Annotated in this window: 20 protein-coding genes; 10 read left to right on the top strand and 10 right to left on the bottom strand. The window is 69.2% G+C overall.

The features are described 5' to 3' along the window. Positions 1 to 85: 85 nt before the first annotated feature. Positions 86 to 2,482, top strand: coding sequence for a PAS domain S-box protein (locus JQX13_RS43030; RefSeq protein ID WP_239014202.1), 2,397 nt, complete (start codon positions 86 to 88; stop codon positions 2,480 to 2,482). Positions 2,483 to 2,488: 6 nt separating this feature from the next. On the opposite strand, the gene JQX13_RS43025 is transcribed toward JQX13_RS43030, so the two are convergent. Continuing rightward, positions 2,489 to 3,280 carry a phytanoyl-CoA dioxygenase family protein gene (locus JQX13_RS43025; RefSeq protein ID WP_203412477.1) on the bottom strand — a complete coding sequence of 264 codons (792 nt, stop codon included), beginning with the start codon at positions 3,278 to 3,280 and terminating at the stop codon, positions 2,489 to 2,491. A gap of 2 nt (positions 3,281 to 3,282) precedes the next feature. Beyond that, positions 3,283 to 4,347 carry an aldo/keto reductase gene (locus JQX13_RS43020; RefSeq protein ID WP_239014201.1) on the bottom strand — a complete coding sequence of 355 codons (1,065 nt, stop codon included), beginning with the start codon at positions 4,345 to 4,347 and terminating at the stop codon, positions 3,283 to 3,285. Positions 4,348 to 4,428: 81 nt separating this feature from the next. Between JQX13_RS43020 and JQX13_RS43015 the strand changes: the two genes are divergently transcribed. The 3 genes from JQX13_RS43015 (at position 4,429) to JQX13_RS43005 (ending at position 7,056) form a co-directional block, all read left to right on the top strand. After that, positions 4,429 to 5,394: an alpha/beta fold hydrolase gene (locus JQX13_RS43015; protein WP_203405204.1), complete on the top strand. Its 966-nt coding sequence runs from the start codon at positions 4,429 to 4,431 to the stop codon at positions 5,392 to 5,394. Positions 5,395 to 5,463: 69 nt separating this feature from the next. After that, a complete protein-coding gene (locus tag JQX13_RS43010) occupies positions 5,464 to 6,252 on the top strand; it encodes an exodeoxyribonuclease III (protein ID WP_203405203.1) in 789 nt (262 codons plus the stop codon). 18 nt (positions 6,253 to 6,270) lie between these two features. Beyond that, positions 6,271 to 7,056 carry a lysophospholipid acyltransferase family protein gene (locus tag JQX13_RS43005; protein WP_203405202.1) on the top strand — a complete coding sequence of 262 codons (786 nt, stop codon included), beginning with the start codon at positions 6,271 to 6,273 and terminating at the stop codon, positions 7,054 to 7,056. Here JQX13_RS43005 and JQX13_RS43000 read toward each other — a convergent pair. Continuing rightward, complete coding sequence (locus JQX13_RS43000) at positions 7,043 to 7,579, bottom strand: polymer-forming cytoskeletal protein (protein WP_203405201.1); 537 nt, start codon at positions 7,577 to 7,579, stop codon at positions 7,043 to 7,045. The two genes, JQX13_RS43005 and JQX13_RS43000, sit on opposite strands and share 14 nt — an antisense overlap. 236 nt (positions 7,580 to 7,815) lie before the next feature. Between JQX13_RS43000 and JQX13_RS42995 the strand changes: the two genes are divergently transcribed. Beyond that, entirely contained in the window at positions 7,816 to 8,964 is a 1,149-nt protein-coding gene (locus tag JQX13_RS42995) for an SAM-dependent methyltransferase (RefSeq protein ID WP_203405200.1), read from the top strand. Positions 8,965 to 8,998: 34 nt separating this feature from the next. Here JQX13_RS42995 and JQX13_RS42990 read toward each other — a convergent pair whose 3' ends face one another. The 3 genes from JQX13_RS42990 to JQX13_RS42980 form a co-directional block, all read right to left on the bottom strand. Next, positions 8,999 to 10,036, bottom strand: a complete 1,038-nt coding sequence (locus JQX13_RS42990; protein ID WP_239014200.1) for a threonine aldolase family protein — start codon at positions 10,034 to 10,036, stop codon at positions 8,999 to 9,001. A gap of 161 nt (positions 10,037 to 10,197) precedes the next feature. After that, on the bottom strand, positions 10,198 to 10,656 hold the full coding sequence (locus JQX13_RS42985; protein ID WP_203405198.1) for a universal stress protein: 459 nt from the start codon (positions 10,654 to 10,656) through the stop codon (positions 10,198 to 10,200). Between the two features lie 263 nt (positions 10,657 to 10,919). Next, on the bottom strand, positions 10,920 to 11,717 hold the full coding sequence (locus JQX13_RS42980; RefSeq protein WP_203405197.1) for a trypsin-like serine peptidase: 798 nt from the start codon (positions 11,715 to 11,717) through the stop codon (positions 10,920 to 10,922). Positions 11,718 to 12,098: 381 nt separating this feature from the next. Between JQX13_RS42980 and JQX13_RS42975 the strand changes: the two genes are divergently transcribed. Both JQX13_RS42975 and JQX13_RS42970 read left to right on the top strand, forming a co-directional pair. After that, the gene (locus JQX13_RS42975; protein ID WP_239014199.1) at positions 12,099 to 12,974 is read left to right on the top strand and encodes an SDR family NAD(P)-dependent oxidoreductase; all 876 of its coding nucleotides are present in this window, start codon (positions 12,099 to 12,101) and stop codon (positions 12,972 to 12,974) included. 30 nt (positions 12,975 to 13,004) lie between these two features. Next, positions 13,005 to 13,379, top strand: coding sequence for a DUF1330 domain-containing protein (locus tag JQX13_RS42970; RefSeq protein WP_203405196.1), 375 nt, complete (start codon positions 13,005 to 13,007; stop codon positions 13,377 to 13,379). Between the two features lie 83 nt (positions 13,380 to 13,462). Here JQX13_RS42970 and JQX13_RS42965 read toward each other — a convergent pair whose 3' ends face one another. The 4 genes from JQX13_RS42965 to truD all read right to left on the bottom strand — a co-directional run bounded on the left by JQX13_RS42965 (position 13,463) and on the right by truD (position 17,606). After that, positions 13,463 to 14,884 (bottom strand): polymer-forming cytoskeletal protein, encoded by a 1,422-nt coding sequence (locus tag JQX13_RS42965; protein WP_203405195.1) that lies wholly within the window; start codon positions 14,882 to 14,884, stop codon positions 13,463 to 13,465. Positions 14,885 to 14,892: 8 nt separating this feature from the next. Beyond that, positions 14,893 to 15,402, bottom strand: coding sequence for a hypothetical protein (locus tag JQX13_RS42960; protein ID WP_203405194.1), 510 nt, complete (start codon positions 15,400 to 15,402; stop codon positions 14,893 to 14,895). Beyond that, on the bottom strand, positions 15,399 to 15,971 hold the full coding sequence (locus JQX13_RS42955; RefSeq protein WP_203412475.1) for an RNA polymerase sigma factor: 573 nt from the start codon (positions 15,969 to 15,971) through the stop codon (positions 15,399 to 15,401). The genes JQX13_RS42960 and JQX13_RS42955 overlap by 4 nt, the downstream gene beginning before the upstream one ends. A gap of 117 nt (positions 15,972 to 16,088) precedes the next feature. Next, positions 16,089 to 17,606 (bottom strand): tRNA pseudouridine(13) synthase TruD, encoded by a 1,518-nt coding sequence (truD, locus tag JQX13_RS42950; protein WP_203405193.1) that lies wholly within the window; start codon positions 17,604 to 17,606, stop codon positions 16,089 to 16,091. Between the two features lie 96 nt (positions 17,607 to 17,702). Here truD and JQX13_RS42945 point away from each other — a divergent pair, with 96 nt between their 5' ends. From JQX13_RS42945 to JQX13_RS42935, 3 genes are all read left to right on the top strand, one after another. Beyond that, positions 17,703 to 18,662 carry a hypothetical protein gene (locus tag JQX13_RS42945; RefSeq protein WP_203405192.1) on the top strand — a complete coding sequence of 320 codons (960 nt, stop codon included), beginning with the start codon at positions 17,703 to 17,705 and terminating at the stop codon, positions 18,660 to 18,662. A gap of 101 nt (positions 18,663 to 18,763) precedes the next feature. After that, positions 18,764 to 20,452, top strand: a complete 1,689-nt coding sequence (locus JQX13_RS42940) for an adenylate/guanylate cyclase domain-containing protein (RefSeq protein WP_203405191.1) — start codon at positions 18,764 to 18,766, stop codon at positions 20,450 to 20,452. A gap of 38 nt (positions 20,453 to 20,490) precedes the next feature. Beyond that, positions 20,491 to 22,395 carry a serine/threonine-protein kinase gene (locus tag JQX13_RS42935; RefSeq protein ID WP_430384116.1) on the top strand — a complete coding sequence of 635 codons (1,905 nt, stop codon included), beginning with the start codon at positions 20,491 to 20,493 and terminating at the stop codon, positions 22,393 to 22,395. The last annotated feature ends 5 nt before the right edge of the window (positions 22,396 to 22,400 follow it).

Here is a 22,400-nt window from a genome sequence, read left to right as displayed (position 1 = left end):
TTCCCCCGGAATCGGGTGCTCCTGGTGGACCAGAAGGGCCTCGATCTAGCAATCTTCTGTTTCCTCAGAATCCGATCCAGCCTCCATGCGCTTCCTCCTCCTCAGTCGCGACGGTGACCACCCCATCGGGGCGGAGCTCACCCGGATGGGTCACGAGGTCGTGGTTGCCTCGGGTCCCGAGGTGACGGCCGCCACCATCTCCCTGGTGGACGTGCTGGTCGTCGGGGCCGAGCAGGTCCGCGAGAAATCCGAGTGGTTCAACCGGCTGCGCGCGCAGATTCGCGCCGCCGAGGTGTCCGTGCTCGGCATGGTGGCCAACCTGTCCGATGAGGAGATCGCCCCGCTGATGGAGATCGGCGTGGACGACTACCTGACGGCGCCCTTCAACCCCGTGGACGTGCGCGCCCGTATCGCCCTCTTCGAGCGGCGCTGCTACGCCTTCATGCGCCGGCAGTCGCACGAGGAGTCCGCGCGAGGGGAGATCGAGCGGCTGGCGGCCATCATCCAGACGCAGAACGACATCGCGCTGGCGGGCCTGGACCTCGACGTGGTGATGCGGCTCATCGCCGAGCGGGCGATGATCCTCTGCGGCGCCGGTGGCGCGGCCGTGGGCATCATCGAGGGCGAGGAGATGTACTACCGCATCGCCACGGGCTTCTCGAAGCAGTTCGAGGGCGTGCGCATCCCCATCAACAGCACCATGGCCGGCGCCAGCGTGATGCGTGGCGAGGTGATGCGCACGGACGACACCGAGCGGGATCCGCGCGTCAACCTGAAGGTGGCGCGCAGCCAGAAGGTCCGCTCGATGCTCAACGTGCCCCTCAAGCGCGACAACCAGACGGTGGGCGTGCTGAGCATCGCCTCGCAGGTGCCGTATGCGTTCGTGGACTCGGACGAGCGCACGCTGGAGCTGATGGCCGGGCTGCTCGGGGCCGCCATGGGCAACGCCGCCGAGCACGCGGCGAAGCAGGCGTTGATGACGGAGGTGGCCTCCATCGTCACCGCGCTCCAGGAGAGCCAGCACCTCTTCGACTCCTTCCTCAACAACAACCCGGCCCTGGCGTACATGAAGGACGAGTCGGGCCGGCGCGTCTTCGTCAACGAGCCCTTCCGGCGCTTCTTCGGGCTGTCGCCCGGCGCGGACGTGAGCACCATCCCCGACGCGCAGCTCATGCCCGCGGAGACGGTGGCCCACCTGCAGGAGCAGGACGAGCAGGCCTTCAAGTCCGGTCAGCCCTCGGTCTCCGAGAGCATGATCCCCACGCCGGACGGCGAGCCGCGCCAGTTCCTCACCTACCGGTTCATCGCCCGCGACAGCTCGGGCCGGCGCTTCCTGGGGGGCGTGTCCTTCGACATCACCGAGCGCAAGGCCGCCGAGGAGGCGCTGCGCCGCTCCGAGGAGAGCTTCCGCGCCCTCATCGAGGGCTCGCCCGAGGCCATCTTCGTGCACCGCGGCGGGCCGCTGCTCTACGTCAACCCGTCGGCGTGCTCCTTCCTGCGCCTCAAGGGCAACGAGCTGGTGGGCCGCTCGCTGCTGGACTTCGTGCACCCGGAGGATCGCGCCGCCGCCGTGGGCATGTTGGATGGTCTGCCCGGACGGGGCGCCCACCGCGTCCGGGAGATCCGCTTCCTGCCTCCGGATGGGGGCGTGCTGACGGCGGAGATCAGCAGCCTGCGGCTCGTCTTCGCCGGTCAGCCCGCCACGCTGGTGAGCGCGCGCGACCTGACGGAGCGCAAGCAGATCCAGGCGAGGCTCGTGGTCGCCGACAGGCTGGCCTCGGTGGGTACGCTCGCCGCGGGCGTGGCGCACGAGATCAACAACCCGCTCGCGTTCGTCATCTCCAACCTGTCCTTCCTCACCGAGGAGCTGCACGCGATCGCCGGGCTGCTGCCTCCGGGGCGTCTGGACGAGCTGGAGGAGGTGCTGGAGGAGACGAACGAGGGCGTCAACCGCGTGCGGCTCATCGTCCAGGATCTGAAGACGTTCTCGCGAGGCGACGAGGAGCAGCCCACGGCGGTGGATCTGCGGCGTGTCATCGACTCGGCGCTGGCGCTGGCCCGCGGCGAGCTGCGCCACCGGGCCACCGTGGTGAAGGAGATGTCCGAGGTGCCGCTCGTGGAGGGCAGCGAGGCCCGGTTCGGCCAGGTGGTGCTCAACCTGCTCATCAACGCCGCCCATGCGATCAGCGCCGGGCAGCCGGACAAGAACGAGATCCGCGTCGTCCTGCGCACCGAGAGCAACCACGCCATCATCGAGGTGAGGGACACCGGGTGCGGCATGTCCCCCGAGGTGCTCAGCCGCATCTTCGATCCCTTCTACACGACCAAGCCGGTGGGCGTGGGAACGGGGCTCGGCCTCTCCATCTGCCACGGCATCATCACCGGCTTCGGCGGGGAGATCTCCGCCACCAGTGAGATGGGCAAGGGCAGCGTCTTCCGCATCAGCCTGCCCGCCCTCCGCCAGAAGCTGAAGGCGGTGTAGGGCGCCTCAGAGCGAGGCTCGGCGGAAGAGTGGGAAGAAGTCGCGCGGGGCCTTCTTCTTGCGCACGCAGCGCGTCTCCGCGCTCATGTAGCAGGCGGAGAATCCCCGCCGGCGCTGGCCCGTGTGGCTGGGCTTCGAGCGGTGCCACACGTAATTGTGGAGCAGCAGCACCTCGCCGGCCTCCACCGGCAGCGGCACCGCCAGGCTGTCCGCTCCTCGTGCCGCCACCTGGTCCGGTGGGACCACCCCTCCGAGCGGCGTGGCCAGCCCCCAGCGGTGGCTTCCCGGCACCACCTCCACGCAGCCTCCGTCCAGGGGCGCATCGTCCAGCGCGGTCCACAGCTGCAGCTCGGGATCCTTCGTGAGGCCCCACAGCCGGCCCCCGTCCTGGTGCCAGGGCAGCTCGCTCCCGCCGCGCTGGCCCTTGTGGAAGAGGATGGCCCGGTAGAGGGTGATGTCCCCCGGGATGTTCGCCCGGGCGAGGCGCTCGAAGAGCGGGTTCTCCATCCACGCGAGGAAGCGCGGATCCTTCTCCAGCTTCTCCAGCTTGCGGTAGTCCAGCGACGGCCCCTGCCAGCCCAGGCCCAGCGGCGCGTCCTCGTAGCGGCCCGTGGGCGCGTCCATCTGCCAGAAGAAGCCCGGGTAGCTCACCCGGCCCAGCATCAGATCATCCGCGCGCTCGCGCAGCGCCTCCAGGCCCTCCACGCTGAGCAGCCGGCCCAGGCGGGCGTAGCCGTGCTCGGCGTAGTGCGCCAGTGGCCCGGCGATATCGAAGGTCTCCGCGTCCACCGTCAGCATGCTCACCTCGCGTACGTGGCGTCCGTTCCGAGCCACTCCCGATACACCTCGTCCACGCGCGTGGCGACCGCGGGAGGCAGGGGCTTCGCGCAGGCGTCCAGCGCCGCGTCCAGGTGCTCCACCGAGCCCGGGCCCGCCAGCACCGAGTCCACCCCGGGGCGGCTCGCCAGCCAACCGTAGGCGAGCTCCACCAGCGTGAGGCCCGCCGCCTCCGCCACGTCGCGCAGGCGCCCGGCCAGCTCGAAGAGGCGCTCGGACCAGTAGCGGCGCTGGTAGAGGCGGTTGCCGTCGAAGCGCGAGCCCGGGGGGATGGGGCCGCCCGGGGTGTGGCGCCCGGAGAGCAGTCCTCCGGCCAGCGGGTTGTAGACGGTGGTGTGGATGGGGTAGCGCCTCGTGAAGGGCAGGTACTCCACCTCTATCTGGCGCACCAGCGGGTTGTAGAGCACCTGGGACAGCTTCGGGTGGGGCATGCCGCGCGCGTCACACAGGCCTCGCAGCTCCAACAACTGCCAGGCCGCGTGGTTGGACACGCCCCAGTGCCGCGCCTTGCCGGCTCGCAGCAGCCCGTGCACGGCCTCGAGGGTCTCCTCCATCGGCGTGGAGGCGTCCGGCGCGTGCAGGTAGAGCACGTCCACGTACTCCGTCCCGAGCCGCTTCAGGCTGTCCTCCACTGCCCGGGTCACCTGGGCTCCGGACAGGCCCTCGGGTTTCCCCCGGATGCGCGCCAGCCCCACCTTGGTGGCGATGCCCACCCCGGCCCGCCGCCCGCGCAGCGCCTGGCCGAGGAGACGCTCGGCCTCACCGTTGCCGTACGAGTTGGCCGTATCGAAGAAGAGCACACCGCGCTCCAGGGCCCGGGCCACGAGTCGCGAGGCCTCGGGCGCCGGGGTACGTGCCCCGAAGTTCATCGTGCCCAGGGCCACCGCCGCGGGAGGCGTTCCTGGTTCCGAGGGGCGCGGGTCCAGCCAGCGTGAGAGGGAAGGGGAGGAGTCCGAGAGGGTCATGGGGAGGAGGAGGATGCGCCAGGGCGACGCCGCGCCCGGAAGAAATCGGACAGGGAACAACACCGGAGGCACGGACCTCGTTGGCACCAAATGGTCAACATTTGAGCTTGCAACAGCCAGCGGGCATCCGAATGGTGGGCGGGTATGCCCTACCGCCGGCTCACCCGCTTCGTCACCGCTCCCGATGGCACCCGCATCGCGTACCACACGCATGTGGGCCATGCCCCGGAGGGTGAGGCGGAGCCGGAGCTCGCCTCCCGCCCGGCGGTGCTGCTCACCAACGGGATCGGCACGTCGGAGAACTTCTGGCGATACATCATCGCGGACCTGGAGCAGGACCACCGGGTGGTGCACTGGGACTACCGCGGTCACGGCCGGAGCGGGCTGTCCGCCAGGGGGGACTACGCCCTGCGCGCCCACGTGGATGATCTCGAGCGGGTCACCGAGCAGATGATGGCTCGCGGAAACGGACAGCCGCCCCACCATGTGGGCTTCTCCATGGGCGTCCGGGTGGTGCTGGAGCTCTACCGGCGCAGGCCGGAGCTGGTACCCGCCATGACGTTCATCGCCGGGAGCCCTGCTTCTCCGGATCCGAGCGCCTGGATCATCCCCGTGCCGGGTGCGCATGCAACCCTGGCCCGCGCGTTCCGGACCCTGACACCGCTGGTGCCCCGGGTGGCGCCGCTCGTCCACGAGTTCCTCTCGTCGCGGCTGGCATATCCGTTCGGGCGTGTCACGGGATTGTTACGAGCCCGTGCTCCGCGCGCGGACATCCTGGAGTTCATGCTGGCCCTGCGCCGGATGGATCCGCTGGCCTTCTGGATGATGATGCGCGGCCTGATGGAGGCCCCACCGTCCTGGGACGTGCTGCCCACCATCCGGGTGCCCACGCAGATCATCGCCGCGAAGAACGATCTCCTGGTGACGCTGCGCGAGATGGAGCGGATGCGCGAGCGGCTCCCGGCCGCGGAGTGGATGCTGGTGGAGGACGCGGGCCACGCGGGACTGGTGGAGGCGGGCACGGAGATCGCCGAGGCGGTACGTGCCTTCCGTCAGCGCTGCGGCGTCGGCCCGGCGTACCCGGCGACGTCTGGCTCCTCCGAGTCGTGAAGCGGGCGGGCGGCCGGTGCGTGTCAGGACTGGACCCCCGCGCGCCGGTCAGGCAATGAGAGCGGTACCGTGCGGATCGTCTCCTGGAACGTGAACGGACTGAGGTCGGCCCACAAGAAGGGCTTCCTGGACTGGCTGGCGGCCGAGAAGGCCGACGTGGTGGGCGTGCAGGAGGTGCGGGCCCGCGAGGAGCAGCTCCCGGAAGAGGTGCGTGCGCCCGAGGGCTGGCGCGCCACCCACTTCGTGTCCGCGGTGCGCCCCGGCTACAGCGGGGTGGGCCTCTTCGCGCGCAAGGCCCCGGACGACGTGGAGACGGCGCTGGGCGTGAAGGACATGGACGACGAGGGCCGGTTGCAGGTGGCCCGCTTCGGGCGCCTCACGGTGGTCAACTGCTACTTCCCCAACGGCAATGGCAAGGAGCGGGACAACAGCCGCGTGCCCTTCAAGCTGGACTTCTACCGTCGCCTTTTCGACAGACTGGAGAAGGGCCTGCGCGACGGTGAGCGCCTCCTGGTGATGGGGGACTTCAACACCGCCCACCAGGAGATCGACCTGGCACGGCCCAGGGACAACCGGGAGACGAGCGGCTTCCTCGCCGAGGAGCGCGAGGAGTTCGACCGGTGGATCCGCGCCGGCTGGGTGGACACCTTCCGCCACTTCGAGAAGGGGACGGGGCACTACAGCTGGTGGAGCCAGCGCTTCGGGGTGCGCGAGCGCAACGTGGGCTGGCGGCTCGACTACGTGCTGGCCTCGCCCGGGGCCATGCCCTACGTGAAACGCGCGGCCATCCACCCGCACATTCTCGGCTCGGATCACTGTCCGGTGAGCGTGGATCTGGACCCCAGGGTCCGCCGCTGATAGGCCGGGAGGGACCTCATGAACGCACTGCTCTCCATGTACGCGTGGTTGGAAACCGGTGTGGTGGCCCTGACGGGCTTCTGCATCCAGGTTCCCCTGGTCGTCACCTGGCCCTTCGACAAGCGCAAGGTGGTGACGGGGCGCGCCTTCCGGCTCATCGGCGTCACCGCGGCGAAGCTCAACCCCTTCTGGAAGTTCGGCGTGCACGGCAAGCCGGTGCGCCCCGCGGGACGCACGGTGGTGGTGAGCAACCACGAATCCAACGCGGACCCGTTCCTCATCTCCTTCCTCCCCTGGGAGATGAAGTGGCTGGGCAAGGCCTCGCTCTTCAAGATTCCCGTGGTGGGCTGGAGCATGTGGCTGGCCGGGGACATCCCCGTGCGCCGGGGCGAGAAGGACTCCGCCCAGGAGGCCATGGCCGCCTGCGCCCGCTGGCTCGACAAGGGCATGCCGGTGATGATCTTCCCCGAGGGCACGCGCTCGAAGACGGACGAGCTGCTGCCTTTCAAGGATGGTGCCTTCCGCCTGGCCATCGAGACGGGGGCGGACGTGCTGCCCGTGGCGGTGAGCGGGACGCGCCGGGCGCTGCCCAAGCACTCGTGGCGCTTCGCCACGGCGCGCGCGCTGGTGACGGTGGGCACGCCCATCTCCACCCAGGGCATGACGCTCGCGGACGTGGAGCGGCTCAAGACGATGGCCCGGGAGCAGATCCTCGCGCTCCGGGCCTCGCTGATGCCGCACACGAGCGCCGCCGGCACGGCCCCCTCCGAGCAGGAGCAGGAGCGCGAAGTCAGTTCTCGCTGAGCCTCACCTGGCAGTGGGTGGTGCCCTTGCCAGTGATGATGTGACCCACCAGATTCCGGAACAGGTCCTCCCCATTGATGTTGAGGGAGAGCTCGTTCTTGTCGCCGGCGATGGAGGCTCCCTCGTCGGCCCGGATCCGGCCCCCGATGGCGCTCACGTCTCCCGCGATGGTGGCTCCCTTCTGGATGTGGACGTCCCCGCCGATGGCGCTCACGTCTCCCGCCACCCGGGCGCCGGACTCGACCGTCACCTTGCCGCGCAGGGACACCACGTCATTGACCGAGGTGCCCGCGCGGACCACCACGTCCCCGTCGATGGCCACCGCGTCCCGGACCGCGTCCTTGCCCTCGACGATCAGGTCCTTGCCCTGGGCGACCAGGTCTCCCTTCTTGACGCTGATGGTGCACGTGGGCCGCTCGGCCTTGTCCGCCTTCGTGGCGTCGTCCTCCGCGCGGGCGGTGGTGGGCACGGCGGCGAGCAGACTGAGAATGGCGAGCGCGGCGGACAGCAGGGACTTGGACATGTTCGTGGACCCCAGGAGAGCGGCCGCTCGGAGCGGCGCATCCGGGTCTACGAAGGTCCGCCGGGACGATTGCCGGGCTCCATTCACACCCGAGACCGGGTGTCGAGCCCGATTCATGGTGCGGTGCGTCGCAATTCTCGGACTCCGTGGTATCGGAGTCGCGTTCCCGCACATAGAGTGTCCGCCCCTCGCGCCCGGCCGTAACCGATAGGACGCGAGCCTTTCAAGGAGGATGCATGGACGCTGTCACGTCGTTCCGTCTGAACCCGAAGGACCCTTCCATCAGCGCCCGCTACGGCGCCGGCAAGGTTCCCATGGCGACCCTCATCGAGGATTACATCCACCAGCGGCTCGACATCGAAGGTGACTTCCTCGCGTTCATTCGCGAGCGGCAGAAGGTCGTCGACTACAAGCCGGTGGCCGAGCACTTCAAGTTCCTGTTCACCCGCTTCCTGCCCGAGGTGGTGATCCACTCGCAGGAGCAGGATGTCCGCATCGCGCGCGAGCACTACGATCGCGGCAACGACTTCTTCGGCTGGTTCCTCGGGCCGAGGATGATCTACACCTCGGGCTTCTTCACCTCGCCCAACCAGACGCTCGAGGAGGCGCAGGACCAGAAGATGAAGCTGGTCGCCGAGAAGCTGCAGCTCAAGAAGGGCGAGCGCTACCTGGACATCGGCTGTGGCTGGGGAACGCTCGTGGCGACCGTCGCGAAGGACTACGGCGTCGATTCGACGGGCGTCACCATCGCGCAGAAGGGCGCCGCGTACGCCACGGAGCAGATCGCGCGCATGGGCGTGAGCGACCGCGCTCGCATCCTCACCGTGGACTACCGCGACATTCCCCGGGGCCCGTACGACAAGATCTCCTGCCTGGAGATGGCCGAGCACGTGGGCGTGAAGAACTTCCAGGGCTTCATGCGGCAGGTCCACGACATGCTCACGGATGACGGCCTCTTCTACCTGCAGATCGCCGGGTTGCGCGCCAAGCAGGGCCTGCTGGGCTACCACCTGGAGGATCTGGTGTGGGGCCTGTTCATGAACAAGTACATCTTCCCGGGCGCGGATGCCTCCATGCCGCTCTCGTTCGTGGTGAGCAACCTGGAGAGCGCCGGGTTCGAGATCCACAGCGTGGAGAACGTGGGCATCCACTACTCGCTGACCATCTCGCGCTGGTACGACAACTGGATGGCCAACCGCGCCGAGGTGGTGAAGACCTACGGCGAGTGGTGGTTCCGGCTGTGGCAGATGTTCCTCGGCTGGTCCGTGGAGATCGCCGCCCAGGGCTCGTCGACCTGCTTCCAGATCGTCGCCAACAAGAACCTCGACAAGTTCAACCGCATGCGGTGGGTCGGGGCGAAGAACCTCGGCGAGCGCGACCTCTAGGCGCCCGCCCGAGGTGTGACGGGACGGGCGCGGCTCAGCCGCCCACCAGCTCGCGCAGCCGGTGGGCGAAGCCGCGCACGTCCTCCTCGGTGGTGTCGAAGGATGTCATCCAACGTACCTCCGAGGTGGGCTCGTCCCAGACGTAGAAGAACGCGTGCTCCTGCAGCCGGGGGATGAGCTCGGCTGGCAGGGCCGCGAAGACGCCGTTGGCCTGGGTGGGCCGGGTGAGGCGCACCTTGGGGATGGAGGAGACCTCCCGGGCCAGCAGCGCCGCCATGGCGTTGGCGTGGCGGGCGATCTTCAGCCAGAGCTCATCGGTGAGGAGCGCCTCGAACTGGGCGGCCACGAAGCGCATCTTCGAGGCGAGCTGCATGCCCTGCTTGCGCAGGAACTTGAAGTCGGGCGCCAGCTTCGGATCGAAGACGACGACGGCCTCGCCCACCATCATTCCAATCTTGGTGCCGCCGAACGAGAGGATGTCCACGCCGCAGTCGGTGGTGATGGCGCGCAGCGGGACGCCGAGCGCGGCGGCGGCGTTGGAGATGCGGGCGCCGTCCATGTGCAGGTACATGCCGTGGCGGTGCGCCAGGTCCGCGAGCGCGCGGATCTCCTCGGGGGTGTAGACGGTGCCCAGCTCGGTGGACTGGGAGATGGAGATGACGCGGGGCTGGACGTGGTGCTGATCCCCCAGGCCGCGGATGCGCGGCTCCACCAGCGCCGGGGTCAGCTTGCCGTCCGGGGTGGGGATGTCCACGAGCTTGCTGCCGCCGGTGAGCTTCTCCGGCGCGCCGCACTCGTCCACGTTGATGTGGGCGGTCTCGGCGCAGAGGATGGCGTGGTAGGGCCGCAGGAGTGAGCTCAGGCCCAGCACGTTGGCGCCGGTGCCGTTGAAGACGAAGTGCACGTCCACGTGGGAGCCCAGGTGCTCGCGGAACTTCGCCACCGCGCGCTCGGTCCACGCGTCGTTTCCGTAGGCCTGGGAGTGGCCCACGTTGGCCCGGGCGATGGCCTCGAGCAGGGTGGGGTGGATTCCCGCGTTGTTGTCGCTGGCAAAGCCTCGCTTCGGATTCATGGGGCGCATCGCTCCTGGATCGCTGCGTTGGAGAGCGCCTCCTCTACTCGTGATTCCACCGGCTTGTCGAATGCTCTCTTGGGAGTGACCCTTCCGTGTCCTGCCCTGACAGGAGAGGGGGCGGCGAGGGCGGCTCGTGGCCCCCCCCGCGTCCGCCGCGGTTACTTCTCCTCGGTGACGTGCAGGGTGAGGACGGGGCAGCTCGCCCGGGCGATGACCTTCTGGGCCACGCTGCCCAGCAGCAGCCTGGGCAGGCCCCGGCGGCCATGGGTGCCCATGACGATCAGATCGAACCCGTCCGTCTCGGCGACACGGAGGATGGCCGAGGCCGGCTCACCCACCTCCAGCCGCTGGGTGAGGGGACCGGCGCCCTTGAACGAGCCGATGAGCGTCTCCAGCTCCTTGCGCGCCGCACCGAGCGCCGTCTTCTCCAGCGACTGGGGATTCCATCCCGGCGCGGCCACCAGGAGATCCGGCGCCACGTACTGGGGCGGCTCCCAGGTGTGGAGCACCTCGATGGACGCGTTGAACGGCTTGGCGAGCTGGACCGCGTAATCGATGATGGCTCGGGACCCTTCCATCAGGTCCACGGGCACGAGGATGCGAGTAGGCATGGGCATCGCTGTTCCCTCCGTTACCGCCCGGCTCCTGGAGTGGAGCGGGCTTCTCCACCCTTCATCGCTGGAAGAAGCGTGCCAGGGGAGTCTCCTGGGAGGAGGGATGTCCGCGTGCAAACTCTTGCGTGTGGCGGCGGGGCGGGCGCAAGCCTTGCGCCGGGTGGGGGCGCGCGAAAAACAAACGGCGGCCCCGTGAGGAGCCGCCGTCTGAGTGGGGGTGGGGGTGATGCAGGGGTGATGCGGGGGGGAAGTGGGAATGCCCGGGATTACAGGCCGATGCTCGACAGGCGCGCCTTGATGGCGGAGGCCTCGACGCCCCGGTTGTAGGCGCTGGAGCTGTAGTTGGAGCCGACGCCCACGTGGTGCAGGCCGATCACCTGGTGCGCGTACGTGGTGCCCGCGCCGCCCAGCACCGGCGAGCCCGACGAGCCGCCCAGCGTGTCCGCGTTGTACGACAGCTCGTTGCTGGTCGCGTTGGTGTTGAGCACCTTGCCGGGCGAGTACTTCTTCGTCGGCACGCAGCCCGGGGTCGCGTTGTAGTCGCAGTTCTGGTGGACGATGTACATCGCGGAGTTGTTCGCGGCGTTGCCGCTGGCCACGGTGAGCTTCCCGTACACCTGGCCGGGGAGATAGCCGTTGAGCGGCTTGCACTGGATGACCGTCATGTCCTCGGCCGTCCAGGTCCGCACGAACGTGGAGCAGTCGTACCAGATGCGGCTGGTGGAGGAGACGCCGTCCTCATAGTTGAAGGACACCCTGGCGCCCACCGCGTCCGCGCTGCTGCCGATGCAGTGGTTGTTGGTGATGACCTTGTCATCGGCCACGAGCCACGCGGTGCAGCGGCTGCCCACGGCGGGGATCGACAGGTAGCCCACCGCCTTGGACCGGGCCCGCTCGGTGCTGGTGGAGCTCAGCGAGGTGGCGGCGGTCCAGTTCACTGAACCGACGATCACGTTGGACTCGTTGGAGCCCAGCTCCGCGTCCGGAACGTCCATCGGCAGCTCGGAGGCACCGCAGCCCGTCAGACCGACCACCAGAAACGCACGAACAATCTTCAGGTTCATAGGGAGGAGGGGTTTTCCTTCGCGCGGGAGTGCGCTGGCCATGCCGGATGGCACATGTCGTGCCAACGGCTCCGCCCGCCGTTCTCCCTCTGAGGCCGCTCCCGTGACGCGCCGCGAATGGAGCACGGACGCACCTGTCTCTGGATTGCAGATGTAAAGGGACTGCACAAACCCGGGCAAAACCCGAGTCCGTTCCAGCGCTTGCCGGAGGACGTTCCCTGTCCTGGATTAGAGCACTGGATTTCTTGAATTCGTAGCCAAACGGGACGATGGGGGGGAGAACCCATGGGGGGGTGGCCCGGAGGGCGTCCGACCCGGCGCGTCATGTGGGGGACGGAGCGTGTACCTAGCTTCCCGTGTTGTCGAGGCAAGGAGGAGTGCATGCGTCCACCCATCGATTCCGGCACCATCCTCATCACGGGGGCTTCCTCGGGGATTGGCCGGGAGCTCGCACGCCAGCTTGCCCGGCGGGCCCGGACGCTGGTGCTGGTGGCACGCCGGGAAGAGCGTCTGGAGGCCCTGCGCGACGAGCTACTCGAGCGCAACCCGACCCTGGGGGTGCTGGTGGAGCGGTGCGATCTGGCCCACCCGGACGATGTGGATTCGCTGCTGGACTCGTTGTCCCGGCACCTCGTCCGGGTGGACGTGCTGGTGAACAACGCGGGCCTGGGGGACTACAGCCTCTATGAGCAGGAGAGCTGGTCGCGCATCCACCAGATGGTGCAGGTGAACGTGACGGCGCCGTTGCTGCTCACCCACCGGTTGCTGCGACACATGGTGGAGCGCAAGCGCGGTGGCATTCTCAACATCAGCTCCGGAGGGGCGCGGACGTTCGTCCCGGGGCTGGCCGTCTACGCCGCCACCAAGCACTTCCTGGATGGCTTCACGGAATCGTTACGGTTGGAGCTGCTCGGGACGGGGGTGGTGGTGACACAGGTGGCGCCCGGGCCGGTGGACACCGAATTCAGCGAGGCGGCGGGCACGCGGGAGCGCGTCGGCGGAGCTCCGGCGTGGATGCGCATCAGCGCGGCCCAGTGCGCCCGCGAGGCCATCGAGGGCTTCGATCGCTCCGAGCCCCTCGTGCACCCGGGTTTCATCTACCGGTGGATGATGCGGCTGTCGTCGCTCCTGCCGCGCGGGGTGCTGAGGGCCGCGGGTCTGCATGCCGCGAAACAGCTCCGCTACGGCACCTCGCTGCTGGAGCCCGCGCACCCGGACACCAGACAACACGTGCTGCTGGCGGGTGGACCCGAGTAACCTCGGGCCTTTCCATTCCAGGGAGGCCCCATGGCCGTCGATCCACGTGGTTCGGACCTCAAGAGCTACCTCCAGGAGGATCCGGGAGGCCCGGTCGTCATGTTGAACCTGCTGCGCTTCAAGGAGGGCGGCAGGAAGTCCTATGCGGAGTACGGACGCGCCATCCAGCCGTTCCTCGAGAAGGTGGGCGGAGAGGTGGTGTACGCGGGGGATGGCTCGACCGCGTTGGTGGCCGAGCCCGGGCAGGCCTGGGACGCGGTGTTGCTGGTGCGCTACCCGAGCCGTGCCGCCTTCAGCCAGATGGTGGCCGATCCGGGCTACCAGGCCATCACCCACCTGCGCACCGACGCGCTGCAGGAGGCGGTGCTGCAGGCCACGACGCCGTGGCCGGGCCGCCGCGGTTGAAACGACTTCGGGGGGCGACCGAAGCGCCCCGCGCCTCGTGCCGTCCCCCCGAAGGGTACTTTTTGTTTCTGGGGTGCCGCCGCTCAGGCCGGCATGTGGTCGGAGATGATGGGCTCCGGCATGCCCCGTGGGCGGTGGCCGAAGCGGGTGCGGATGACCGCGCCCAGGGCCACCAGCGTCGCCAGCGTCAGCACGATGCCCCCCAGCACCGGGATGTGGCCCACCACCAGGAGGATCAACAGCCCCAGGGCCAGCACCGTCGCCTGCGTCTTGCGCCTGCTCGGTACCGGCAGCCGGGTGCCGATCTCACTCGCCACCGCCGCGAAGCCCATGGCCGTCACCAGGGGCACCACGACGAGGAGGGCGAGCACCAGCGGGATGCCGATGATCGTCACCGTCAGCACCAGCAGGGTGGGAATCAGCGCCAGCGCCCCCAGCAGTCCCACCACGCCGTTCTTCACCGGCTGCGCCCGGACTTCCGCGCCCAGTTCCTTCATCCGCGCCGGGAAGAAGAGCTGTCCCAGGAAGCCCATGCCGAAGAGCATGGCGAACGTCAGCAGGAAGCCCGCGAAGCTGTTGCCGCCCCGCTCCTCGCGCTCCTCATCGTGGTCCTCGTCCGAGGAGGCATTCCGCCGGGACTGCTTGATGTTCTCCTTGATCTCACCGGCCACCATCCGGCCGATGTTGGCGCCGCCGAAGGACTCGGTGCTGCCCTCCACCCTGGCTCCGTCCTGCTTGATGACCTGGCCACCAAAGGACGATACGTCGCCTTCCACCGTGGCGCCCGGGCCGAGCACCACGTTGCCACCGAAGGCGTGCACGTCACCCTCCACGTGGCCGGTGACCTCCAGGTTGCCGCCGAAGACGACCGCGTCGTCGTCCACGTTGCCCCTCACCACCAGGTTGCCGCCGTAGACGACCGCGCTGTCCACCGTCTCGCCCTCCTTCACCTCCAGCGAGCGGCCGCGGGCCACCACGTCGCGCGAGCCCCGGCTGGAGCGCCGCACCTGCTTCATCTTCTCGCGCACGCGCTCCTTCACCTCGTCCTCGTCCAGCGCGCTCCGGGCCACCTCGTCGGCCACGTCCGGTGGTACCGGCGGCACGGGCACGACCGCGGGCGCGCTCGGGAGCGGCGGGGCGGGCGGCATCGATGCCGCGCTGCCCTGGGCCTTCTCGTCGGCCGTCATCGGGCGCAGGGTGTAGATGCCGCTGTCCTGATCGATTTTCAGCGAGTAGGCGCGGGCCACCGTGCGCAGGGCCTGCTCGGCGCTGACGTTCTTCAGGCGGACCTCGGCGGGGGAGTCCAGGTCGCCGGTGACGACCACGTTGAGGCCGCCCTCCTCGGCGATCTTCTGGATCGCGTCCCGCAGGGAGCCGCGGAACTGGACGTTGATGGTGTCCTGGGCGCGGGCCTCGGCGTTGGGAGTGGGGGCCGGCGTCTGCGCGAGAGCGAGGGGCGATGCGAGCAGGAGGGTGGGGAGCAACAGGCGCTTGGAGATCTTCATGGCGACACTCACGCTTCAGAAGGGGTGGGGCCGTCTCCGGCCAGCCGCTTGATTCCGAACAGGGAGGTGAACAGGAGGAAGGCGAGCACGCCCGCGACGGGAGCCGCCGCGGTACTCCACAGGGCGCGCGCTCCACTCATCAGCGCCTCGAGGCAGGCCTTGCCGTCCACCAGGAAGCGGGCCAGGCCGGTGCCGGCTCCGATCAGGGCCGCGTCGTTGGAGAGCAGCACCCCGAGTCCCGCCAGGAGCGAGGCGGCCAGGATGGACAGGCCCGTCCACAACTCGCTGCGCACGGGAGGGGGCTCGGCGGCCACCCGCGCCATCACCTTGTGCACCAGGTCCGGTGGAGGGAGCGGATCCGCCATCCGGTACAGATCCTTCTCCAGCAGCCGGTGCTCCTCGATGATGGCGGTGCACAGCGGGCAGTCCCTGGCGTGCTCCAGGGCGGGGCCCTCGCCGGCCTCCAACTCGGTGAAGAGCACCTCGAGGTCCGGGCACTCACAGGTCGTGGGGGTCATGTGGGTTCCTCCGGGCTCATCTTCTTGCGGAGCTTCTCCCGGGCGCGGAACAGGCGCGCCATGATGGTGCCGGGCGCGCAGCCCAGGACCTGGGCGATCTCCTTCGTGGTGCGCTTCTGCACGTAGTAGAGCGCGAGCACCTCCCGGTCGTCGGCGGACAAGGTGGCGAGCGCCGCCTCCAGGGACTGGCGCTCCTGGCGGGCGATGGCGCCCTCCTCGAGCGAGGCCTCGCCGCTGGGGAGGAACTCCTTCATCGGCTCGAGCTCCTCCGTCTTCACCTTGGTGCGCCGGCGCAGCAGGTCCAGGCACAGGTTGCGGGTGATGGCCATCACCCAGAGATCGAAGGGGCGCGACTCGTCGTACTTGTGCAGGTTCTGGTAGGCGCGCAGGAAGGCCTCCTGGGCGATCTCGGAAGCCTCGGCTTCGTTGCCGAGCAGGCGCAGCGCCAGGCCATACACCGGGCGCTGCACACTGCGGACGAGCGACTCGAAGGCCGAGGGATCCCCCCGCCGGGCGGCCACCACATCGGCCTTCCAGGGGGGGGCGGCGGCGTCATCGGCCGTCAGCATACCGATGGCTCGGGCGAGGTCCGCGACGTCTGCTGCGTTGAGGGCGAGAGCGTTCACGCCCTGGTCTACGGAGCATGGGGCCCCCGATTGCACCGCCGGGGAAATCGGCGGGCAAGGTCACTTCTTCTTCCGTGATTCCGGGCGCTTGGCCGCCTGCTCGCTGCGCGCCTTTTCCTTGGCGGCCTTTTTCTGGCGCTGGCGCTCGCGGAAGCTGGGCGAGGGCTGGGAGGGGCGGGTGTCGACCGCCTCGCGGCTCTGGGGACGCCTGCCCGGGGTGGGGGCGGCACCTGCGGCCGGGGAGCGGCGGGCGGCCCTGGCGGCTGGCCGGGCATCAGGGAGGGGAGGCGTGGGCGCGGGGGCCCTCCGGGGACCTCGGGGGGCATAGGCCGTGTCCGCGGTCGCTCCGTCCCGGTCCTCCACGGGGGTCCGCCAGGAGTCGCGGATCTGCTGGGGGCTCTCCTCCTGGTAGGCGAAGTGGAAGAGCCGCTTGATGACGAGCGTGGCGTAGGCACCCGGGGGCAGGGTGAAGGCGATGTTGACCTTGAGGAAGCCCCGGTTCAGGTCGTCGTTCTGGACGCGGCCGATGACGAGCTTGTGGGGGACGACGATCGTGGGACGCTCCTCGTGCTTGAAGTAGAGCATCCGCGGGGCCTCCTCGACGCGGAGGTCCGACAGGGACAGCTTCTCCCGGCCGAGCACCCAGTCCACGGCCTGCTTCACCTTCGGATCCTCGAAGTGGCTGTCCGGGGCGAGCAGGGGGAAGGTGGACTCGCGCAGGGGGTGGAGCACCTCGGGGTCCGCGTCGCGGTGGAAGAGCAGGGTGCCCGCCTGGTACTTCATGGGGAAGAGGTTCTCGCGCGGCAGCAGCAGCTGGAGGTAGCGCCGCACGCCCTCGTTCCACAGGTAGCTCTGGTAGGTGAAGAGCAGCATCGCGCGGTAGGACGCGTCGATCTGCAGGAAGGCGCGCAGGTAGTCGCCGGGGTGCTCGCGCAGGGATTTGAGGATGCGGTGGTACTTCCGGGTGCCCTCGAAGGGCACGCGCGCGTCCCACCGGCCCCAGTTCTCGCGCCAGAAGGCCTTCACCTTGGCGTCCTCGGTCCGGTCCAGCTCCGAGGGTTGGGCCAGGTAGTTGCGCAGCGCGGCCTCGAAGTCGCCGCGGATGAGATCCTTGGCGATGAAGCCCTGGCCGTGCTTGAGCGAGCCGAAGCGCTGGCTGTCGAAGTAGTTCACCACGCCCAGCCGGTTGATCTCCGCGGCGGCCTGGTTGAGGGGGCCGATCGACGCCTCCGTCAGCATGCGCACGGTGACGGCGAAGCGGTTGGAGGTGATGTTGGCGGCCGACAGGGGCTTGTCCGTGCGCCCCAGGTACTTCAGGCGCAGGTCGGGGTCCTGCATATCCACGTCCGCGCCGTCCACCGCGATGAGCTGCTCGGTACGGCCCTGCTTGTCCTTCAATCCGCAATACGAGATGGAGCCCGGCTTGAGACCGAACGCCTCGCGGATGCGGTCCGCCGCGTCAAAGGTGGACAGCTTCTGCTTGTCCATCAGGTAGACGCGGTGGCGACCGCTCGCCACCTCGTCGAAGCGGTAGGACTCCTTGACGGAGAAATCCTCGGGTTTCTGCTTGATTCGCACCAGGCTCCCTTAACAGCCAGAGCGGCCTCAGAGGAAGGAACGAATGGCCGGGGGCCTGACAACCGGACATCCGGCGGCGTAACGTTCCGTCCCGTCATGAGATTCTTCCTCCTGCTCGCCCTGCTGGCCACGACGGGCTGTGCCTCCACGCTCTCCACCCTGCAGACGGCGAAGCCGCTCGCCCGGGGCCAGTTCCAGGTGTCCGGCGCCGTGGGCGTCTTCGCCCCGGTGGGCCAGCTCGGCACGTTGATCGACGAGGGCATCGACCAGGGCGGGGCCATCAAGGAGCGCATCGAGGAGGGCCAGCCCTATGATCTGCCCGAGGCGGAGGCCCAGCGGCTGCTCGGTGTGGGCATGGCGCTCGCGGTGGCCCCGCCGGGCCCCGCCAACGAGCTGATGATCCGCGCCGGCCTGCTGGAGGCCAGCACCCTGGACGTGGGCCTGCGTCTGAGCACCACCTCCGTCCGGTTCGACGGCAAGCTGCGTCTGGCGCACGGCGGCGATGCCGAGGACTCGCTCCTGCCCGACTACCGGCGCAAGTCCTATGATCTGGCGCTCGGCCTGGGCTTCTCCCGGCACGTCTTCAAGAGCCCCGTGCTGGACGCCCTGGAGATCGTGAAGATCGACGAGTTCTCCCGGTGGGATCTCGAGGTCCCCGTCTACCTGAGCATGGACCTGGGGGACATCTTCAAGCTGTACGCGGCGCCCAAGTACATCTTCAGCCGCACCTCACTGGACGCGAAGCTGGTGGACTACTCGCAGTCCGGCAAGGACGTGACGGGCTTCGACCTGGGGCTGCCGGCCCGGGTGTCCAGCCACTTCTATGGCGCCAGCCTGGGCTTCGCCCTGGGCTACCGGTACGTCCACCTCTTCGCCGAGCTCACCGCCGGCTATACCGACTGCCGTCCGGTCATCTTCGGCCAGCAGCGCGATCTGGGAGGGGTCACCCTGTACCCCTCTGTGGGTCTCGCCATCAAGAACCCCCTGCCCCTGGGCCCCCGGACACATTCGCCGGATTCTCCGTCAAACCCGGGAAAGCGGATGCCGAGAACCTGAGCCCGCTCTCCAGGCAGGCGTCCCTGGCGGTTCCGGGACTCCCTCGGCTTTGGTAGTGTCCCGCCGGTGATGTCGGTGTTCGGACCTTCGAGGTCTCGCGCGTGAGTCAAGGCCCCACCCAATCCTCAAAATCCGCTGGTCCTCGGGGGCCGCACCTCAAGGGGCGGTTCCCGGATGGGACGACGGGAGAGTTCCAGCTCGGGGAGCTGACGACCCTGGGCCGGCATCCCTCCAACACGCTGCGGTTGGTGGACCGAGAGGTCTCCAAGGAGCACGCCACCATCGAGCGCATGGGGCGGGACTTCATCCTGCGCGACCTGGGCTCCTCCAACGGCACGTTCGTCAACGGACGGCGCGTGGCGGAGCTGCGGCTGCGCGACGGGGATGAGATCAGCCTGGGAGCCTCCAAGCTCGTCTTCTACACCGGGGAGACGGTGGTCGGGGCCTCGGCCCAGGCGACCGCTCCGGTGGGGCCGGGAGCGAACCCGGGGCGCGCCGCTCCTCGGGTGACGGTGGTGGCGCAGTCGCACTCCATCCCCGCGTTCCTCGCGCAGATGGATCAGCAGGTGCCGCAGAACTTCCGGCCCGCCGAGCAGATCCAGGAGCTCGCCACCCTCAAGCGCGAGTACGAGAAGCTGCGCATCGCCTACGAGTTCCACCGTCAGGTGAGCCAGCAGGGAAAGCAGGCGGATCTCTTCGAGCAGATCCTCTCGGTGGCCTTCCAGCTGCTGGCGGCGGACCACGGCGTGGTGCTCAAGCCGGGCGCGGACGGCCAGTTCACCCCGGTGGCCATGAAGCACCGGCAGGGCAGCCCGCCCAACGTGATGGTGTCCGACACCGTGCTGCAGAAGGTGGCCGAGACGCGCAAGGCGGTGCTCACCGCGGACGCCATCATCGACGAGCGCTTCTCCTCCTCGGAGAGCATCGTGGCGCAGGGCATCCGCTCGGCCATGGCGGTGCCGCTGATGTGCAAGGGCCAGCTGGAGGCGGTGCTGTTCCTGGACTCGCGCCAGCAGACCAACGCCTTCTCGGAGAAGGACCTGACCATCCTCTCGGGCATCGCGGCGCAGGCGGCGATCGCCCTGGAGAACGCGGCGCTGGCGGCGCAGATCCAGGCCGAGGCCGTCACCCGCGCCGAGCTCAGCCGCTTCCTGTCGCGGGCGGTGGCCGAGGCGGTGATCCGCGGCGAGACCGAGGACCTGCGGCAGAGCCGGCTGGCGGAAGTGACGTGCCTGTTCGCGGACATCCGCGGCTTCACCACCCTGTCGGAGAGCGAGTCTCCGCAGGAGGTGGTGTCGATGCTCAACGAGTTCTTCACCCTGATGGCGGGCGTGGTGTTCCGCCACGAGGGGAACCTGGACAAGTTCATCGGCGACTGCGTGATGGCCGTGTGGGGGCCGCCGCTGTCGCACCCGGATGATCCGGCGCGGGCGCTGCGCGCGGCGCTGGAGATGCAGGACGCGGTGGAGGTCCTCAACGGCTCGCGCATGGCCGCGGGCAAGCCGCCCATCGAGGTGGGCATCGGCGTGAACACCGGCCAGGCCGTCGTGGGCTACATGGGCAGCACCGAGCGCCATGAGTTCACCGCCATTGGCGACACGGTGAACACGGCCTCGCGCCTGTGTGGGCTGGCCAGGGGCGGCGAGGTGGTGGCCAACCAGAGCACCATCCAGAAGGCCGGGAGCGGCTTCGACGCGGAGCCCCTGCCCGTCACCCAGGTGAAGGGCAAGGAGAAGGGCGTTCGGGCGTATCGGGTGCACGGGCTGGAGATCACCAACTCGCGGCGATGAACACCTTGAACTGCCCCAGCTGTGCGCGTGCGCACGACGTGAGCGCTCTTCCGGACGGTCACCAGGTGACGTGTGCCTGCGGGGCCCGCTTCCCGGTGCGGATGGGGCCGGCCTCCTTCCAGGAGGATCCCGAGTTGTCCGCGCCCACGCTGGTGCGCCCCTCGTTGCCCTCGGCGGGGACGGCGCTGGAGCAGCGGGTGCTCGAAGGGGAGGGCGCGGCCGGCACGCCGGTGGAGTTGCCGGGCTACGCGCTGGAGCGCGTGCTGGGCCGGGGCGGGATGGGCGAGGTGTGGCTGGCGCGGCAGAAGTCCCTGGGCCGCAGGGTGGCGGTGAAGGTGCTGCCGCCGCGGCTGGCGAAGGATCCCGAGTTCGTCACGCGCTTCGACAAGGAGGCCACGGCGCTCGCGGCGCTCAACCACCCCAACATCGTCCAGATCATCGACCGCGGGGTGGCCGGGGAGCACTACTACTTCGTGATGGAGTACGTGGAGGGCCGCTCGCTGCGCGAGGTGATGCGCGAGCTGTCGCCTCCCGAGGCCCTGCGCATGGCGCTGCAGGTGGCGCGGGCCATCGAGTGCGCGCACGACAAGGACATCATCCACCGCGACCTGAAGCCGGAGAACATCCTGCTGGATGGGCGCGGGCACGTGAAGGTGGCGGACTTCGGGCTGGCGGGCATCCGCCGTCCGGACTCGCGGCTGCAGCTCACCGCCACTGCGGTGGCCATGGGGACGCTCAACTACATGGCCCCGGAGCAGCGCCGGGACGCGAAGAGCGTGGACGGGCGCGCGGACCTGTTCTCCTTCGGCGTGGTGCTCTACGAGATGCTCACCGGCGAGCTGCCGGTGGGGCGCTTCAAGCTGCCATCCGAGCGCGTGCCGGGGCTGGACTCGCGGGTGGACGAGATCGTGGCGCGGCTGCTGGAGAACGAGCCCGAGGCGCGCTATGCGCGGGCCGCCGAGGTGTGCCAGGCGCTCGAGGCGCTCGTGTCGAGCATCTCGCTGCCGCCGGCTCTGGCGCGGGCCGAGTCGCTCAGCCCGGTGCGCCGCCGGCTGCGGTCGGGCTGGCGCACGATGCGGGTGGCGCTGACGGTGTTGGGTGGGATGGTGGTGATCTTCGCCGGGGCGAGAAGGGTGCTGGGCCCGGCGACGCTTCTCCAGTGGGGCGACAAGAAGGTGGTGCTCGGCTCGTGGGGTCCGCGGCTGGTTGCGGTGCCGGTGGACAAACCGTGGCCGGCCAACACCGATGCGGACCTCTTCGTGACCTCGACGCTGGAGGACCTGCCGGATGGACGGGTGCGCCTGGGCGTGGACTTCGTGGTGGGCCATGCGGAGCTGAGCGCCCATGCGGGGACGTGGACGCTGGAGAACGGCCAGCTCCATGCGATCCAGGGGGGCAATGAAGCGAGCGGCGGACAGTTGATCCCCCGCGCGTACCTGTCCGACTACTACTTCTCCAGCGACGACTTCTCCGCCGAGGCGTGGATGAGCACGAGCCCGCTGGGCAAGGGCTACGCCGAGGAGCCGGACGCGCAGCACTTCGCCGAGCTGTCCTACCGGGTCAAGGGCGTGCAGGTGTCCGTCTTCGCCATCCCGGGGACGGGCATGCGGCTGGGCTGGAAGTACACCACCGCGGATGGCCAGGAGGTGGCGGGCAACAGCTCGCAGGACGTGGAGAGCCTGGTTCAGGACGAGACACCGGTGCCCCAGGGTCCCTTCCGCGTGAAGCTTCAGCTGAAGAAGAAGAAGAACGGCGTGGAGGTGAGTGCCTACCTCAACGGCGGTAACGAGCCCTTCGTGCAAAAGTTCCTGGAGGGCCTCCAGGGGCGCTCGGCGAAGGTGGCGCTGGGCTGCCGCAACCTCGTCTGCACCTTCGATGACGTGGTGGTGCGCGGCATCCAGACCGAGAAGTCCAACAGGGTGGCGGATACCCAACAGGAGTGACGGGA

The organism is Archangium violaceum (assembly GCF_016859125.1).
GTDB classification, from domain to species: Bacteria; Myxococcota; Myxococcia; order Myxococcales; family Myxococcaceae; genus Archangium; species Archangium violaceum_A.
The sequence above is the reverse complement of the archived record's forward strand: the minus strand, read 5'-3'. Positions and strand labels throughout refer to the sequence as shown.